The organism is Actinoplanes sp. NPDC024001 (assembly GCF_040638955.1).
Taxonomy (GTDB): domain Bacteria; phylum Actinomycetota; class Actinomycetes; order Mycobacteriales; family Micromonosporaceae; genus Actinoplanes.
The window spans coordinates 1-14,923 of record NZ_JBEZZB010000037.1 but is presented as its reverse complement, the minus strand read 5'-3'; the positions used below and the strand labels follow the sequence as shown (position 1 = coordinate 14,923).

The 14,923-nt window shown below is 68.4% G+C and carries 10 protein-coding genes; 2 read left to right on the top strand and 8 right to left on the bottom strand.

Translation table 11 applies throughout. The annotated features are described in order from the left end of the window. The first annotated feature begins 53 nt into the window (after positions 1-53). Positions 54-1,385 (top strand): ricin-type beta-trefoil lectin domain protein, encoded by a 1,332-nt coding sequence (locus tag AB0F81_RS16645; RefSeq protein ID WP_360197620.1) that lies wholly within the window; start codon positions 54-56, stop codon positions 1,383-1,385. A 75-nt stretch (positions 1,386-1,460) separates the two neighbouring features. On the opposite strand, the gene AB0F81_RS16640 is transcribed toward AB0F81_RS16645, so the two are convergent. The 7 genes from AB0F81_RS16640 to AB0F81_RS16610 form a co-directional block, all read right to left on the bottom strand. After that, positions 1,461-3,170, bottom strand: coding sequence for a ThuA domain-containing protein (locus AB0F81_RS16640; protein WP_360197617.1), 1,710 nt, complete (start codon positions 3,168-3,170; stop codon positions 1,461-1,463). 14 nt (positions 3,171-3,184) lie between these two features. Continuing rightward, positions 3,185-6,004 carry a carbohydrate-binding protein gene (locus tag AB0F81_RS16635; protein WP_360197614.1) on the bottom strand — a complete coding sequence of 940 codons (2,820 nt, stop codon included), beginning with the start codon at positions 6,002-6,004 and terminating at the stop codon, positions 3,185-3,187. A 165-nt stretch (positions 6,005-6,169) separates the two neighbouring features. Then, positions 6,170-8,545 (bottom strand): ricin-type beta-trefoil lectin domain protein, encoded by a 2,376-nt coding sequence (locus AB0F81_RS16630; RefSeq protein ID WP_360197611.1) that lies wholly within the window; start codon positions 8,543-8,545, stop codon positions 6,170-6,172. A 115-nt stretch (positions 8,546-8,660) separates the two neighbouring features. Then, positions 8,661-9,872, bottom strand: coding sequence for a mandelate racemase/muconate lactonizing enzyme family protein (locus tag AB0F81_RS16625; protein WP_360197609.1), 1,212 nt, complete (start codon positions 9,870-9,872; stop codon positions 8,661-8,663). 1 nt (position 9,873) lies between these two features. Beyond that, a complete protein-coding gene (locus AB0F81_RS16620) occupies positions 9,874-10,701 on the bottom strand; it encodes a carbohydrate ABC transporter permease (RefSeq protein ID WP_360197606.1) in 828 nt (275 codons plus the stop codon). Next, complete coding sequence (locus tag AB0F81_RS16615; protein WP_360197603.1) at positions 10,701-11,534, bottom strand: sugar ABC transporter permease; 834 nt, start codon at positions 11,532-11,534, stop codon at positions 10,701-10,703. The genes AB0F81_RS16620 and AB0F81_RS16615 overlap by 1 nt, the downstream gene beginning before the upstream one ends. A 140-nt stretch (positions 11,535-11,674) precedes the next feature. Continuing rightward, complete coding sequence (locus AB0F81_RS16610) at positions 11,675-12,940, bottom strand: extracellular solute-binding protein (protein ID WP_360197600.1); 1,266 nt, start codon at positions 12,938-12,940, stop codon at positions 11,675-11,677. Between the two features lie 163 nt (positions 12,941-13,103). Between AB0F81_RS16610 and AB0F81_RS16605 the strand changes: the two genes are divergently transcribed. Continuing rightward, positions 13,104-13,850, top strand: a complete 747-nt coding sequence (locus tag AB0F81_RS16605) for a FadR/GntR family transcriptional regulator (protein ID WP_360197597.1) — start codon at positions 13,104-13,106, stop codon at positions 13,848-13,850. A gap of 200 nt (positions 13,851-14,050) precedes the next feature. On the opposite strand, the gene AB0F81_RS16600 is transcribed toward AB0F81_RS16605, so the two are convergent. Continuing rightward, positions 14,051-14,785, bottom strand: coding sequence for an SDR family oxidoreductase (locus AB0F81_RS16600; protein WP_360197594.1), 735 nt, complete (start codon positions 14,783-14,785; stop codon positions 14,051-14,053). Between the last annotated feature and the right edge of the window lie 138 nt (positions 14,786-14,923).

Below are 14,923 nucleotides of genomic sequence, written 5' to 3'. Positions count from 1 at the left end.
CCCTGCGTAGCGGCGCACAACACCCGAAATACCTACAGAACGGAGGAAACACAATGCGACAAGGCACCGGTCACCGCCGATGGCCTACGCTGCTGGTCGCCACGGCCGCCACAGTGCTGCTCACCGCCGCCGGGTTGACCGGCATCCGGCTGGCGGCCGCCGACGTCGTCGCGCTCGCGGCGACGCCCGGCTGCGGCAAGGCTCCCACCCTCAGCAGCGGAACCCACTCGATGCAGAGCAACGGCAAGACCCGCAGTTTCATCCTGCGGATCCCCGCCGGCTACAACAACACCACCCCGTACCGGCTGATCTTCGCGTTCCACTGGCGGGGCGGCACCATGAACGACGTCGCCTCGGGCGGCAGCAGCGGCGCCTCGTGGGCCTACTACGGAATGCAGGAGCAGTCGAACAACAGCGCGATCCTGGTCGCGCCACAGGGTCTCGGCAACGGCTGGGCCAACTCCGGCGGTGAGGACGTCACCTTCGTCGACGACATGCTCCGGCGGATCGAGGACGGCCTCTGCGTCGACACGTCCCAGCGTTTCGCGCTCGGCTTCAGCTATGGCGGCGGCATGAGCTATGCGCTCGCCTGCGCCCGGGCGACCGTCTTCCGGGCTGTCGCCGTCTACGCCGGCGCGCAGCTGAGCGGATGCAGCGGCGGCAGCCAGCCGATCGCGTACTTCGGTCTGCACGGCATCTCGGACAACGTCCTCAACATCTCGGCGGGCCGGTCGCTGCGCGACACGTTCGTCCGCAACAACGGCTGCACCGCGCAGAGCCCGCGCGAGCCGGGCCCCGGCAGCCGCACGCACATCACCACCGCGTACGCGGGATGCCGGGCCGGCTATCCGGTGCAGTGGGCGGCGTTCGACGGCGGTCACGGTCCGGGGCCGGTGGACGGGTGCAGCGGCTGTGAGGACGGCACCCGGACCTGGACCAAGGTGGAGGTGTGGCGGTTCTTCTCGCAGTTCGCGGGAACCCCGCCGTCGTCCAGCCCGTCCTCACCGTCCGACCCGGCCGCGTTCCGGCTGCGCAGTGAGGCCTCCGGCCGCTGCCTGGACATCAGCGGCGCGAACTCGGCCAACGGCACGCCGGCGCAGATCTGGGACTGCCATGCCAACGCCAACCAGCGGTTCAGCCGGAGCGGGGCGGAGCTGCGGGTGATGGGCAAGTGCCTGGACGCCCCGGCCAACGCCTCCGCCCGGGTGCAGATCTGGGACTGCAACGGCGGCACGAACCAGCAGTGGACCCTCAACGGCAACGGCACGGTCAGCAATCAGGCCGGGCTGTGCCTGGACGTGAACGGCAACGCCACGGCCAACGGCACCGCGGTGATCCTGTGGAACTGCACCGCGGCCGCCAACCAGCGCTGGACGCGAGCGTAGGAACACGAGGAGAGACGGCCACCCGGTCAGCGGATCGGGTGGCCGTCTCGTGTGCTCCATCGTTGAACGCGAGGCTCAGGGCAGGGTCCACTTCTGGTTCGCGCCGCCGTGACAGCTCCACAGGTGCACCAGTGTGCCGTCCGCGGAACCGCCGCCCGACACGTCCAGGCATTTACCCGACTGCGGATTGCGCACAGACCCGTCCGCAGCCGCCTGCCAGGTCTGGTTGCCACCACCGTGACAGCCCCACAACTGGACCCGGGCCCCGTTCGCGGTGCTGTTCCCGCTGACGTCCAGGCACTTGCCCAGCGCCGTGATCGTCGACCCCGGCGTGACCGTCCACCGCTGCCCCGCCACACCCGAACACGACGCGATCTGCACCGGCGTGCCGTCCGCCGAAGCACCGTTACGCACGTCCAGGCACTTACCGCCGATCCCCACGATCGGGCCCGTGCCGCCGGGCTGCGTGCCACCCAGATCCTTGATCCGGATGTTGCGGAAGGAGACGTCGTCGCCCGTACCGTGATTCTGGATGCCGACGTGGCCGGCGAGTGACCGGGCCGGGTTGGTGTTGGTGAAGTCGTTGATCTTCACGCTGTTGAGGAACACCTGCAGCCGCTCGCCCTCCACCAGGATCTCGAACGTGTTCCATTCGCCCGGCGCGTTGAGCGCCGCGTCCCGGGCGGCAGTGTCGGGAGCTTTGATCGCGTAGATCGAGCCGGTGGTGCGGTCGGTCGTGTCGGTGGCGTCGATCTGCACCTCGTAGCCGTTGTCCAGGGCCGAGGTGGGGTCGCTCGGCGGCGGGAAGCCGACGATGATCCCCGAGTTGTCGTCGCCGAGCAGTTTCCAGTCGAGCTTCAGCGAGTAGTTGGTGAACTGCCGGGCGCTGTACCAGAGCATGCCCATGCCACCGCTGGAACTGAGGGTGGCGTCGGTGTTGGTGAAACCGCCCGGACCGGATTGGGACCAGCCGGTCGTCGAGCCGTTGTACAGGGCGGTGTAGCCGGTCTCGGGCCGGCAGTCGGCCTTGCTCACGCCGGCCGCGTACCGGATGCCGCCGAGCAGGTGCGACCGGAACGCCGGCTCCGCGTACGCCCCTTGGCTGTGCCCGCCGCCGGTGTAGAAGGACCGGCCGCCGGAGGCGGTCTTGCACCATGTGTGCGGGTGGTCGGCGCCCATCGACCCGCCCGAGTACGACGACTCGTCCAGTGTGGCGAGCACGTGGGCGGTGGCGCGGGGGTTGGTCCGGAAGTTGTACCACTCGTCGGTGCGGTTCCAGGCCTGCGGCAGATGGGCGGTCGCCGCGTGCGCCCGGTCCTGCACCCGGACGGTGGCCGGCTGGATCGCCGGATGGGAGGCGAAGTAGGCGCCGACCAGGTTGCCGTAGAAGGGCCAGTCGTACTCGGTGTCCGCGGCGGCGTGGACACCGACGTAGCCGCCACCCGAGCCGATGTAGGACTCGAACGCCGCCTGCTGCGTACCGTTCAGCACGTCACCGGTGGTGTTGAGGAAGACCACCGCCCGGTAGCGGCTCAGGTTGGCGGTGGTGAAGTGGTTGGCGTCCTCGGTGGCGGTGACCGTGAAGCTGTTCGCCGCCCCCAGGTCGCGGATGGCCTGGATGCCGGCCGGGATCGCGTCGTGCCGGAACCCGGCGGTCTTGGAGAAGACGAGAACGTTGTACGGCGGATCGGCAGCGACTGCCGGGCTGGGCGAAGCGACGCTGCCCAGGACGAGAAGTGTCACGGCTGCCGCTCTGCGGAGCGTGCTCCGGATTTGTCTGCGCATGTCATGTCTCGCTTTCAGGGAAGGGTCCAGCGCTGGTTCGCGCCGCCGTTGCACGTCCACAGGGTCACGACCGTGCCGTCCGCGGAGCCGCCGCCCGACACGTCCAGGCACTTGGCCGACTGCGGGTTGCGTATCGAGCCGTCGGCACCCGCCTGCCAGATCTGGTTGGCGCCACCGTTACAGGTCCACAACTGCACCTTCGCCCCGTTCGCGGTGCTGTTGCCGTTGATGTCCAGGCACTTGCCCAACGCCGAGATCGTCGAGCCGGGCGTCACCGTCCACCGCTGCCCCGCCACACCCGAACACGACGCGATCTGCACCTGCGTGCCGTCCGCCGAAGCACCGTTACGCACGTCCAGGCACTTACCGCCGACCCCCACGATCGGCCCCGTTCCGCCGGGCTGGGTGGTCCCGGTGTTGAAGGTGAACGCGTCGACGTCGAAGAGGAAGCCGGAGCCGCCGGCGAAGGTCAGGTAGAGGGTCGTAGTGCCGGCCGGCGCACCGGCGATCGAGCCGTTCACGGTGGTGAAGGTGTCCCAGGAGCCGGTCACCGGGACGGTGGCCGAGCCGAGGACGGTGCCGGTGGGCGAGCCGGCGCGGACCTGCACCGTGCCGCCGGCGCCGGCGGACGAGACCCGGGCGCTGAACGATGTGGCGCTGCTCAGCTGGTAGGGCTCGAAGGCGATCCAGTCGCCGTTGTCGATGCTGCCGACGGTCTTACCGCCCTGGGCGGCGGACTTGTCGTAGACGACGATGCCGGAGGAGGTCTTGTAGTGCTCCGCCTGGCGGTGTCTCGGCTGCAGGATGTGCTGGGTATGGGTGGTGAGCCCGCCGTCGTCGGTGTATTCGGCGTCGAAGACCGCGAAGATGTTCGCCGCGTCGTCGTGCTCGCCGTCGACCGGGATGGTGAGCGTGCCGGTGCACCCGGTCTTCGAGGTGATCTGGTGGCCGTGGTTGTCGTGGCCGAGTACGTAGGTCACCTTGACCCGGGCGCAGTCGATCGTCGCGTCCTCCGGATCGGTCACCGTGACGCTGAACGGCACCGTGTCACCGAAGGTGAAGATGTGCCCGGCGGCGGGGCTGCCGAACCTCACTGTCGGCGCGGTGTTGCCGACCGTGATCCGTACGCTCGCGGTGCCTGTCGCGCCGGCCGCGTCGCGTACCGTCAACGTGGCTGTGTAGTCGCCGTTCGTGGGGTACGTCTTCGTCGGGTTGGCGACGGTGGAGCTGGTGCCGTCACCGAAGTTCCACGCGAACGTGAGCGCTCCGCCCTCCGGATCCGACGAGCCGGCCGACGAGAAGGCCACGGTGAGCGGCGCCTGGCCGGAGGTTTTGTCCGCGCTCGCCGCCGCTGCCGGCGCGCGGTTGCCGCCACCGACGTAGTCGAACCGGTAGAGCGCCGAGTTGGCGTCCCCGCTGTAGTACCCGGTGCCGTAGTCGAGCACGTAGTAGGAGCCGTCCGGGCCGAAGGCGGAGTCCATCACCTGCTTGCCGGTCCACGGGAAGCTGTCGATCGTCCCCGGTGAGCCGTCGGCGTTGAGGTGGATCGGCTTGATCCAGCCGCGGCCGAACTCGGTGGCGAAGAACTGTCCGTCGAACGTCTGCGGAAACTTCGTCGGCGACGTCGAGGCGGGATCGTAGCGGTAGACCGGTCCGGCCATGGGTGACTCCGCGCCGCCGCCGAATGCCGACGGGCTGCCGGAGTCGCCTCCGTACCGGATCCAGGCTCCTTTGGCGGGCGGAAGCGTGCCGAGACCGGTGTTGCGGAACGAGTTGTTCGTCGGCCCGCCCGAGCAGTTGTACTTGGCGCCTGCCGTGTTCGTGGCGAAGTTCCATTCGGCGTACGTCTCCGAGGCGGTGTTCGCGCCGGTGCAGTACGGCCAGCCGTAGAAGCCGGGGCCGGTGATCCGGTTGAACTCGACCTGGCCCTGCGGTCCGCGCGACGTGGTGGCGCCGGCGTCCGGACCGTAGTCGGCGACGTACACAATGCCGGTGACCTTGTCCACGCTCATCCGGAACGGGTTCCGCAGGCCCATGGCGTAGATCTCCGCCCGGGTTCCCGCAGTGCCGGGCGGGAACAGATTGCCGGCCGGGATCGAGTAGGACCCGTTCGCGTTGACCTTGATCCGCAGCACCTTGCCGCGCAGATCGTTGGTGTTGGCGGCACTGCGCTGCGCGTCGAACGCCGGATTGCGGTTGGTGCGCTCGTCGAGCGGGGCGTAGCCGGCGGACTCGAACGGGTTGGTGTCGTCGCCGGTGGACAGGTACAGGTTGCCGGCCGCGTCGAAGTCGATGTCCCCACCGGCGTGGCAGCAGATACCCCGGTCGGCCGCGACCTCGAGGATGTCTACCTTGCTGGCCGTGTTGAGGCTGAAATCGGCGTTGAGGGTGAACCGGGAGAGCCGGTTGACGCCCTGCCAGGCGGCCCAGTTCGTGCCGGTGACCGGCGCGTCACCGCCGGGGGTGGACAGGGGCGGAGCGTAGTAGAGGTAGACGTACCGGTTGGCGGCGAAGCCGGGATCCACGCCGATTCCCTGCAGACCGTCCTCGTCGTGCGTGTACACGGGGATGGTGCCGATCACGGTGGTGTTGCCGGCGGCGTCGGTGCGGCGCAGCGTTCCGTTGCGCGCGGTGTGCAGCACAGAACGGTCGGGCAATACCGCGAGTGACATCGGCTCGCCGACTTCCGATACGCCCCGGGCGAGCTGCACCTGCTGGAAGTCGGCGCCGGTGATGGTGTGGGCCGAGGCCGGTGGCGAAGTGGACATCTGAACGGTGAGCGTGGCCGCGAGCAGCAGCAACGTCGCCACCGCAGCACAGGGTCTCTTGAGCATGAGGGTGCGATCCCTTCCTGAGCAGCTGGCTGTCAGGCTGGGGCGCGCGCCGTCGCGCCGGTGTGGTGGCAGGATGTTGCCGTGGCCCACCGGGTGCCATGCCGGCGGGCCACCGCCACCCGAGCCGGGGCAACAGCTCGGGCGGCGGGACGTCGATGGCGCCGCTCAGTTCCGCAGGCTCCACTGCTGGTTGGCGCCGCCGTGACATGCCCAAAGATGGATCTTGATTCCGTTGGCGGTGCCGTTGCCACTCGCGTCCACGCACAGGCCGGACTGCGCGCCGGTGATCGTCCCGTTGGAGTTGACGTTCCACTGCTGGTTGGCCTGGCCGTTGCAGTCCCAGATGATCACGGGAGTGCCGTTGACCGTGCCGTTGCCGGACGCGTCGAGGCACTTGTTGCCGTACACCGTCAGCTGCTTACCGGCGGTGTAGGTCCATCGCTGGTTCGTCCCGCCGTGGCAGTCCCACAGCTGCACCTGCGTGCCGTTGGCCGTGCTGGATCCGCCGACCTCGACGCATCGGCCCGACCCGCCCCCGGCAATCTGGACGTTCTGCCGCCCGGACCCGCTCTGCGGACCGGCCGCCGCCATCACCGCCTGCGCTCCCGCGGGCCAATTGCCGCCGGTGACCGTGACGTTGCCGGACACCACGTTGCCGCGGTCGCCGTTGGTGACGTTGGTGCTGCCGTTGGTGGACCAGTTGCCGGTGACGGTGAAGTTGCCCATGTTCTCGGCGAACCAGTAGTTGGCGGTGGCCCAGGTACCGGTCGCGGAGAAGACGTTGTTGCGGGCGGTGTAGTAGCGCGAGCCCTCGTCGAAGTAGAGACCGAAGTACCCGTTGGTGCGCAGGCAGTAGTTGTCGCTGATCAGAGATCCGGGGTTGGCCGACAGTGTGTAGATGCAGCCGCCGTCGTTCATCTGCTGCATCACGTCATGGATGTAATTGCCGGTGAGGACGTTGTTCGAAGCGGTGGTCGCGGTCGAGTAGCGCGGTTGGTAGTTGTACAGGCCCCGGTCGGCGTAGTGGTTGCTGCCGCCGGCGTCGTTGGAGCCCCAGCCGTACCCGATCGACATGCCGGTGTACGGCAGGTTGTACACCTCGTTGTGCGAGATCGTCGCACCAGAGACGTACGTGGCCAGCACCGACACGATCCCTCGATGCTCGATGCCGAGGTCGTGGAGCCGGTTGTTGCTGATGGCGATGTCCCGGTTGAGCATGCGCTGGTCGGAGGGGTGGTGTGCGTCAGCGCGTACGCCGCCGACGACGATGCCGCCGGCCGAGTTACGGGCGATCTCGGACCGCGTCACGGTGATGTTCGCGGCTCCCAGCCCGACTCCGCTGGTGTGTGCGGTGGCGTCGTTGCCGATGCCGATCGCGGTCTGGCCCAGGTTGACGAACTGCGAGTCGGTGAAGGCGACGTTGTTGGCCGCGGAGACCTGCACGGCGGCGGGCGACTGGAACCAGTGGGGCCGGGTGGCCTCGAACTGGGGGCAGCCGTTGTGGCATGAGGTGAAGCTGGGCCAGTTCCAGTTCCCGGAGATGTACGCGCCCGTCTGCTGGTCGGCGTAGCCCTGGTTGCTGCTGGGCCCGAGCCAGCTCGTACCGGTGAACGTGATCCCGGTGAAGGTTATGTGGTGGGCCGGGGCCGCGTAGGTCCCGCCCACGGCGAGGAGGGAGTCGAGCGTGGGCAGCTCGACGCTGACGCTGCTCATGTTCTGCCCGCTGAGCGGGATGTAGGACAGCGCGCCGCTGCCCGGGTCGAGGTGCCACTCCCCCGGCGCGTCCAGGAACTCGTACGCATTGGCAAGGTAGAGCGGTCCGGCACGATGCGGGCTGGTGAACGTGTCGTACCCGAAGTTGTTGTTGCTCCAGCCGGGCTGTTGCATGGTGATCTGATTGCCGGCGATGGTCTGCACCGAGGCGTAGCGGTCGGTGAACGAGCCGACGCTCTCCACCTGGATGCGGCTGTCGTTGGACAGGTTGTTGAGGTACGACAGCGCGCTGCTGGTGAACCTCAGACCGGTGCTGTCCGCGGTGAAGTCGGCGCGGTTGACCTGGGTACGTGCCCTGGTGGCGATCGCGCCGTTGACGTAGAGCTGCCTGCTGTCGCGGCCCACGCCGACGTTGGCGCGCCAGATGTTGCGTCCGGCGTCCACCTGCGACCAGCCGGTGACGGCCCGGGCGCCGCTGATCACCGGACGGGCGGAGGGCGCCGCCTGCCACAGGACGCGGTAGCCGTTCGTGCCGGAGTCCGCGGCGGTCAGCCGCAGCGGGGCGGCCAACCGGTACACCCCGTCGGCAAGCTGCACGACGATGTCGCCGGACATGGCGCTGTTGAGCGACCGCACTGCGGTCTGAGCGCCGGTCAGCGAGCACGGTTGGGCGCTGGTGCAGCTGGTGCCCGTTCCGGACGGGGCGGCGTAGAGGGTGGTGGTCGCCGCGAGGGCGGGCGCGGCGGACGCCGCCACGGCAGCCGCGGTGGCGACGAGTGTCAGGGTGGTTGTCGCGAGCCCGGCCAGGAGTTTCGCGGATACGGACACGGCTGTCTCCTTACCTGGGGGGCGGTAGTGGAGTTGATCAGGCCGGTGCCGGCCACCGTAATTTCATCATACGAATGACGTATGTTTCAATCATCACCGTCTATCTATGTCAGATCTACCGGGGGCCGATGTCGTTGTTCCGCCACGGTGCGACCGGGAACCGGGCGCCGTGGGCGGCGCCGTCCAGCTCCGGCAGCAACCGCCGCCCCGCACGTTCCGGTCGCACGTGCGGCCCGCCCACTGAAGGCGCACTCGAACGCTGCGCCGCGGCCACAATCGCCTGTTCGTCGACGCGTATCCCCACCCCCGGAGAATCGCCGAGCAGGAAGGCGCCCTCGTCGACGCGCAGGTCCAAGGAGACGCCGGCGGGCGGGGTGAGGTCCTGCAACTCGCTGGTCAGGTGGTTCGGTACGGAGGCCGCCGCGTGCAGCAGCCCGATCGGGCTGTTGCCCACCGGGCTCACCGGCAGATCGAAGGCGTGTGCCAGGGCGCAGACCCGCAGGAAATGGGTGACGCCCCCGACCGCGGCCGCTTGCACGACGTCGACCGCCCCGGCGGCGATCAGCGGGCGGTACTGCTCCAGCCCACTCAGGTTCTCCCCCGTGGCGACCGACGCGCGGACGCTGCGGGTGACCGCGGCCAGGCCCTCGGCGTCCCAGCGCCGGACCGGCTCCTCGATCCAGATGAGATCGAGCGTGCGCTCGAGCTCGCCGACGTGCCGCACGGCCTGCTTACGGGTCCAGGCCTCGTTCACATCGAGCATGAGGCCCGGCCGCCGGCCGTGCGCCGCTTCGGTGAGCACGTCCCTGACCAGGCACAGCCGTTCCCGGTCGCGCTCGATGTCCAGGCCGCCCTTGACTTTGGCGGCGCGCAGGCCGTGCTCGGCGTAGACCTGATAGGTCGCGGCGAGCTCCTCGTCGGTCAGTGCGATGTCCAGACCTGAGGCGTACGCCGGGATCCGCCGGTCGCGTCCTCCGAGCAGCCGCCACAACGGCTGTCCGGCGGCCTGCGCCTTGATGTCCCACAACGCCGTGTCCAGCGCGCCTATGGTGCCGAAGACTGGACCGGCGTGCCCGGCCTTGAAGGTGTGCCGCAGCATCCGGTCGTAGAGGGACGTCACCGCGCGCGGGTCCTCACCGTCGATGGCCGTGAAAATTCGTTCGATGTCGACGTGCGGGCCGAGGCCGACCCCGGAAATGCCCTCGTCCGTGTCGATGATGACGATGGGCACCGGGACCACCCCGTCGGCGAAGACGCCGTTGGCGTCGCCGACCGGCCGTCCCCACTGCTGCGTCGTGGCCAGTGTGCGATACCCGGTGATCCGCATGTCAGCCCTTCGTGGAGCCGGCGGCGACGCCGTCGGCGATCTGGCGTTGCAGGAAGAGGTAGACGACGAGCACGGGCAGCGCGGCGATCAGGACGCCGGAGGCGAAGGTCGGGATGTCGTCGGAGTACTGCCCGCGCAGTGAGGTCACGCCCACCATGAGGGTCCGGTGCTCGGCCGAGGGCATCATCACCAGCGACATGAGGACGTCGTTCCAGCAGAAGAGGGCGTTGAGGATTCCGACCGACAGCAGGGCGGGCCGGCCCAGCGGAAGCATGATCCGGCGGTACACGCCGTAGACGCTGCTGCCGTCGATCCTGGCCGCGTCGATGACCTCCTGGGGAATCGTGCGGTAGTAGCTGGTCAGCAGGAAGACGGTGAACGGCAGGAACTGCGCGACGTAGACGAGGATCAGCCCGGGATAGGTGTCGATGAGCCCGGCGTCGGCCATGACCCTCGCGAGCGGCACCATGATGACCTGGAACGGGACGAACAGCCCAGCCAGGCAGGCGAGGTACAGCAGCGTCGAGCCACGGAACCGCAGCCTGCTCAGAGCGAAGCCGGCCATCGATCCGAGCAGCAGCAGGAGCAGCACCGCCGACGTCACGACGACCAGCGAGTTGACGAAGTAGCGGCCCATGCCGACGCTGGTCCACGCCGTTTCGAGGTTCTCGCCGCGCAGGGTGTCGGCCAGCGAGAAACGATCGAGAACGTAGTCGCGCCGGGTCTTCATCGCGACGTTGGCGGTGAACAGCAACGGATAGACGGTGGCCAGCGCCAGCAGAGCCATCGGCAGTGCGGCGAACCAGAAACCCGGACGCAGGCGCGACATCAGTCGTCTCTTCCGGTCCGCTGCAGCAGCGTGATCTGCAGCAGGCCGACGACAATCATGATCAGGAAGAGGACTGTCGAGGCCGCCGACGCGAGAGCCGGCCGGTTCATCTGCCCCTGCTGGATCCAGATGTAGTACTCGGGCAGGTAGGTGGATCCCTCGGGACCGCCACTGGTCATCACGTAGAGCAGGCCGAACATCGAGGTCAGCATCCCGATCATGGTGGTGACGAAGACGAACTGGATGGTGCGGGTCAGGCGGGGAATGATCACGTGCCAGATCACGCGCGACAGCGACGCCCCGTCCACCCGGGCGGCGTCCAGCAGCGCGGAGTCCAGCGTGGCGAACCCGGCGAGAAACACCACGAGGGCCATGCCGAAGGTGGCCCAGACGTGTACGCCGGTCACCGCGAACAGCGCGACGTCGGGGTCGCCCAGCCAGTCCACCGGGCCCAGTCCCACCCGGCCGAGGACGGCGTTGAGCGGGCCGTCGAAGGCGAGCAGAAGGTTGAAGATGGCCCCGACGATGACCGGTGAGAGTACGGCCGGGAAGAAGTAGACGCTGCGATAGAAACGATGGCCGGGCACCCGCAGGTAGATGAAGGTGGCGAGCAGGCCGGGGATCGCCACGGCGACCGGCAGCAGCAGCACCAGAATGCCGACGTTGCCCAATGCGGTCCGGAACAGCGGGTCCTCGATCAGCTCGCGGTAGTTGTCGAGGCCGACCGGCACCCCGTTGCGATCCCCGTCGCCGGTGAACGAGAAGTTCACCCCGAGCAGCAGCGGGTACAGTCGCAGCGCCAGCAGGACGAGCACGGTCGGGGCGATCAACACGTACGGCGCGAGGCGCTCGGCGCTCGAGCCCCGTCCTGGGCGGAGCGCAGGGCGTTGCGCGGGTCTGTGCGGTGCCCGGTCGGTCCCTCCCGCATCACCGGTACGGACCAACCGTTGCACGCTCCCGGGCCGCACCGGCCTCAGGCCGCCTTGTCCGAGGCGGCCAGTTGCTTCACGACCTCGTCCACGGTGGTGGAACCGCTCAGAAGTTGCTGGGACAGGCGCCCCATCAGGTCCAGGGTCTTCGACGACAACGCCACGTGCAGGGCGGGCTTGCCGGTCTTGATGCCAGCCACGATCGAGGCCACCGCCGGGCCGCCCTGGGACACGTCGATCGTCGTGTCGGCCGCGATCGCTCCGGCGTCCGCGTAGAAGGCTGTGAGCGCTTCCGTGGAGGTCAGGGACCGCACCAGGTCGGCGGCCACCTTCGGATCCTTGGTCCACTTGGCCACCCCGTACCCGATACCGCCGTCGTAGGCCAGAGCCGGGGTGGTGCCGGCGGTGACCACCGGAGCGTCCATGACGCCGAGCTTGTCCGGTGTGAGGAACTCGTTGAAGTCCTGCCAGTGCCCGACGTCCGACATCAGGCCGATCACATGCGCGGCTTTGCCGGACTGGAAGAGGGCGAAGGAGTCGTTGAACATCGCCGTCGAGTTCGCGCCGTCGTTGTTCAGTCCCTTGTCGCCGGCCTGCTTCCACAGTTCGAAGACCTGCTTGACGTGGGGCGAGGCCCAGTCGCGTTTGCCGGCGATCCAGTCGTCGTACTCCTGGGCGGTGAGGACTCCCGAGCCCAGCGCCGAGAGCCAGAACTGGATGCCGGCCCCCTCCTTGTTCCCGAGGGCGATGCAGTCGGCGCCCGCCTTGGCGATGGCGCCGCAGTCGGCGACGAACTCGTCCCAGGAGGTGGCCGGGGCAGCCGGATCGAGGCCGGCCTTCTCGTAGAGCGCCTTGTTGTAGTAGAGCGGATGGCCCTGCAGTGTCACCGGGCCGGCGTAGGTCTTGCCGTCCTTGGTGAACGCGTCCCAGCCGGCCAGCCGTTGCTTGTCGTCGGCCAGGTAATCGTCCAGCGGCACCAGCGCGTCCACCCGGTCGCGGATCTGCCCGCCACCGTTGAACAGCATGACGTCCGGGCCCTTGCCGGATTGAATCGCCGCACCGAGCAGTGTGTAGTACTGGTCGAAAGGTTGCGCGACGAATTCCACCATGACGCCGGGATGCTTCTCGGCGAAGTCCGCCTTCGCCTTCTCGATGTAGGACGCCGCCGAGGGCTCACCGGACTTCCAGTCCCAGACGACCAGCTTGTCGGTGGACCCGGTGGAGGACCGATCCGAGTCGGTCGCGCTTCCGCACCCGGTCACCGTCAGCCCAGCTATGAGGATCGCCGACCACAATGAGCGCCTTCTCATCTCGTCACCTTTGAGAGAGAGCGGCCGATGGGCCGCGGGGGCCAACAGTGCTGGAAACGTAACTCGTATGACGTATGTCGTCAATGGCGCACCCGTACACTGATACGACGCCGCGCCCGGCGAGCAACCGGAGGGAAACATGACGCCATCGCAGGATATGGCCGTGAACGCCGGGGCGAACCCGACTTGGGCTCGCCGGCCCAGCAGCCTGGCCACGGCCCTCACCGCCGAACTGGTCGAGCGCATCGTCCGGAACGTCTACCCCTCCGGGACGCCGCTACCGCCGGAACCAGTCCTATGTGAGACCTTCTCCGTCAGCCGGACCGTCGTCCGGGAAGCAGTGAAGATCCTTCAGGAGAAAGGCCTGGTCCAGGTCCGTCAGGGCTCGGGCACCACCGTGACCCCGTCATCGCAGTGGGACATGCTCGACGAAATGGTCCTCATGGCCACCATCGCCGAGGACGACTCCCTGGCCATTCTCGACGACGTCGTCGTCACCCGACGCCTGCTGGAGTCGGACATGGCGAATGTCGCGGCGCGCACCGCCGACCCGGAAACCGTTCAACGCCTCCTCGCCATGGTCGACCGGATGGACGAGCTCGTCGACGACCACATCACCTACCAACAGCACGACCGCGTCTTTCACGACACGATCATGCAGGCGTCCGGCAACCGCGTCGCACGCAGCGTCGTGCGGGCGCTGGAGAGTCAGGTCGTCAACACGGCCCGGTACATGGGCCGCACCGAACGGTCCCTGTGCGTGGCGTCCAACCGCGGGCACCGGCGCATCTACGAACGCATCGCCGCCCACGACCCGCAGGGTGCGGCCGAGGCGATGTTCACCCACATCACCGAGGCCTGGCTCGTCCGGCGCAGCGGCTCCGGTGAGCCCGCCCGCCTCAACCGCTGAACAGCGGTGAATCCGGCTCTCACGGCGGTATCTGCTCGCCGATCCGAACGCCACCCACGTCGACATCGTGGGCAAGATCCGACACCTGCGGCAGAAATGCGCACCAGAGCCTTGCGGTCAACCCCGCACGGATCACGTGCGGGGTTGATGGCCGATCGCGGTTGCGGTGCGTCGGGATCAGGTTCCTCGTGGGCTGGTGGTCACCAGGGGATGACGCCGTCGTCGTTGACGAATGAGCCGGTCGGCCCGCCGTCGGGGAGCGTGGCGAGCCGGATTGCGGTGGCTGCAGCCTCCTGCGGAGAGCGGCCCTGGAAACCCGTGAAGTCGGTCGCGACCAGGCCCGGACAGGCGGCGTTGATCAGGATGCCGGTGCCGGCGAACTGCCGAGCGTAGTGCACGGTGATGGCATTGAGGTACGACTTCGTCGGCGAATAGGCCGCCATGATCGGGCCGATTTCGATGTTCGGGTCCGCCTGCCAGGTCACCGACCCGACGCTGCTGGAGATGTTGACGATGCGCGGGGAGGCCGAGCGCCGCAGCATCGGCAGCATCGCGTTGGTCACCCTGATCACGCCGTAGACGTTGGTGTCCACGACGCTGCGGACGACGTCGAGGTCGAGCGTGGTCGGGTCCTGTGTCCATCCTGGTCCGGTCTCTCCTGAGATGCCGGCGTTGTTGACGAGGACGTCCAGGCGTCCGCCCTGCCGTTCGATCAGTTCCGCGGCCTCGGTCACGCTACGGTCGCTGGTGACGTCCAGGGGGACCACGAACGCATCCACGCCGGCGGCGTGCAGCATCTTCACGGCCGCCTCGCCCCGGGCCTGGTCGCGGGCACCCACCGCCACACGGTAGTCCCGTGCGCCCAGCCCTGCTGCGATCTCGAATCCGAGTCCCTTGTTCGCGCCGGTGACCAGCACGGTCTTCTTGTCGCTCATGACGCCGATGGTGACTCCACGACCGGTGATGTCGTTACACCGCTTAGTACTGCTACGGCGGATCACTACTTCGAGTAGTTCTGGATCGTTTCCCGGACGTGGTCACGGTTGAGCAGGTGCAGGGTTGGGACGAGGCGT

What these genes read in the sequence shown, in the direction of transcription:
- AB0F81_RS16620 (WP_360197606.1), bottom strand. Translation starts at nt 10,701, where the DNA reads ATGTCGCGCCTGCGTCCGGGTTTCTGGTTCGCCGCACTGCCGATGGCT.
- AB0F81_RS16635 (WP_360197614.1), bottom strand. Translation starts at nt 6,004, where the DNA reads ATGCTCAAGAGACCCTGTGCTGCGGTGGCGACGTTGCTGCTGCTCGCG.
- AB0F81_RS16610 (WP_360197600.1), bottom strand. Translation starts at nt 12,940, where the DNA reads ATGAGAAGGCGCTCATTGTGGTCGGCGATCCTCATAGCTGGGCTGACG.
- AB0F81_RS16625 (WP_360197609.1), bottom strand. Translation starts at nt 9,872, where the DNA reads ATGCGGATCACCGGGTATCGCACACTGGCCACGACGCAGCAGTGGGGA.
- AB0F81_RS16645 (WP_360197620.1), top strand. Translation starts at nt 54, where the DNA reads ATGCGACAAGGCACCGGTCACCGCCGATGGCCTACGCTGCTGGTCGCC.
- AB0F81_RS16640 (WP_360197617.1), bottom strand. Translation starts at nt 3,170, where the DNA reads ATGCGCAGACAAATCCGGAGCACGCTCCGCAGAGCGGCAGCCGTGACA.
- AB0F81_RS16600 (WP_360197594.1), bottom strand. Translation starts at nt 14,785, where the DNA reads ATGAGCGACAAGAAGACCGTGCTGGTCACCGGCGCGAACAAGGGACTC.